This is a genomic window from Halalkalibaculum sp. DA384 (genome assembly GCF_043951955.1).
In the GTDB taxonomy this organism is placed as follows: Bacteria; Bacteroidota; Rhodothermia; order Balneolales; family Balneolaceae; genus JAMQKA01.
Window position 1 is genome coordinate 1 of the sequence record NZ_JBINJE010000100.1, and the last position, 883, is coordinate 883.

General features: G+C 60.5%; 1 protein-coding gene. It reads right to left on the minus strand.

Going from position 1 to position 883, the window contains the following annotated elements; translation table 11 throughout:
- On the minus strand, positions 1–883 hold an 883-nt coding region (locus ACG2E4_RS18430; RefSeq protein ID WP_395277507.1), incomplete at both ends, for a sulfatase.

The window sequence follows — 883 nt, forward strand, 5'->3', positions numbered from 1 at the left end:
CCCGGCCAGGGAGAGGACCGTCGGTGCCAGGTCGACAAAACTGACCAGTTCCTTGTTAACCTGGCCCGGCGGTATCTCCCCCGGCCAGCGGATGACCAGTGGGACATGGAGGCCGGAATCATATAACCAACTTTTTTGCCGGGGTAGCGCCCCTCCATGATCACTCCAAAAGAACACGATGGTATCATCGGCCAGCCCGTCTTCTTCCAGATCTGCCAGGATCTGCCCCACCTGACGATCCATCTGCTCGATATTGGTATACTGCTGGGCAATATCCCGGCGAACCACCGGCGTGTCCGGCAAGTAGGGCGGCACCGGTACCGCATCCGGATCCACGCTGAGGGGCAACTCCGACTGCCACACCTGGCTTTCATGGGTCGTAGTCAGATTGATAACCGAAAAAAACGGTTTCCCTTCCGGCCTGTTCCGCCAGTGAGCCTCCCGGCTGGACTCATCCCATACCGAGGCGGGGCGCCCAAAATTGTAGTCGGTTTTAACATTGTTGGTGGTGTAGTACCCAGCCGCCCGCAGGTATTCGGGAAACGCCTTTACGTATGGCGGGGGTACCACCAGGTAGGGCGTGACCGCACCGCTGACCAGCGGCTCACCGTCTGGTATCGTTTTATGGGCATGGCCGGTATGGGTCGGGCGGTGATGGTGGGCCCCGATGGAGGATTGATGCATCCCGGTTATAATCGCCGTGCGGCTCGGCGAGCAGACCCCGGCCGTGGTAAAGGCATTGGTATACATCAACCCCTCGGCGGCCAGCTGGTCGATCACCGGGGTTGCCACCACCGGGTCCCCATATACGCCCATCAGCGGGGAAATATCCTCCACCGAAATCCAGAGTATGTTGGGCCTGTCGGCACCCGCAGCCTGGGCC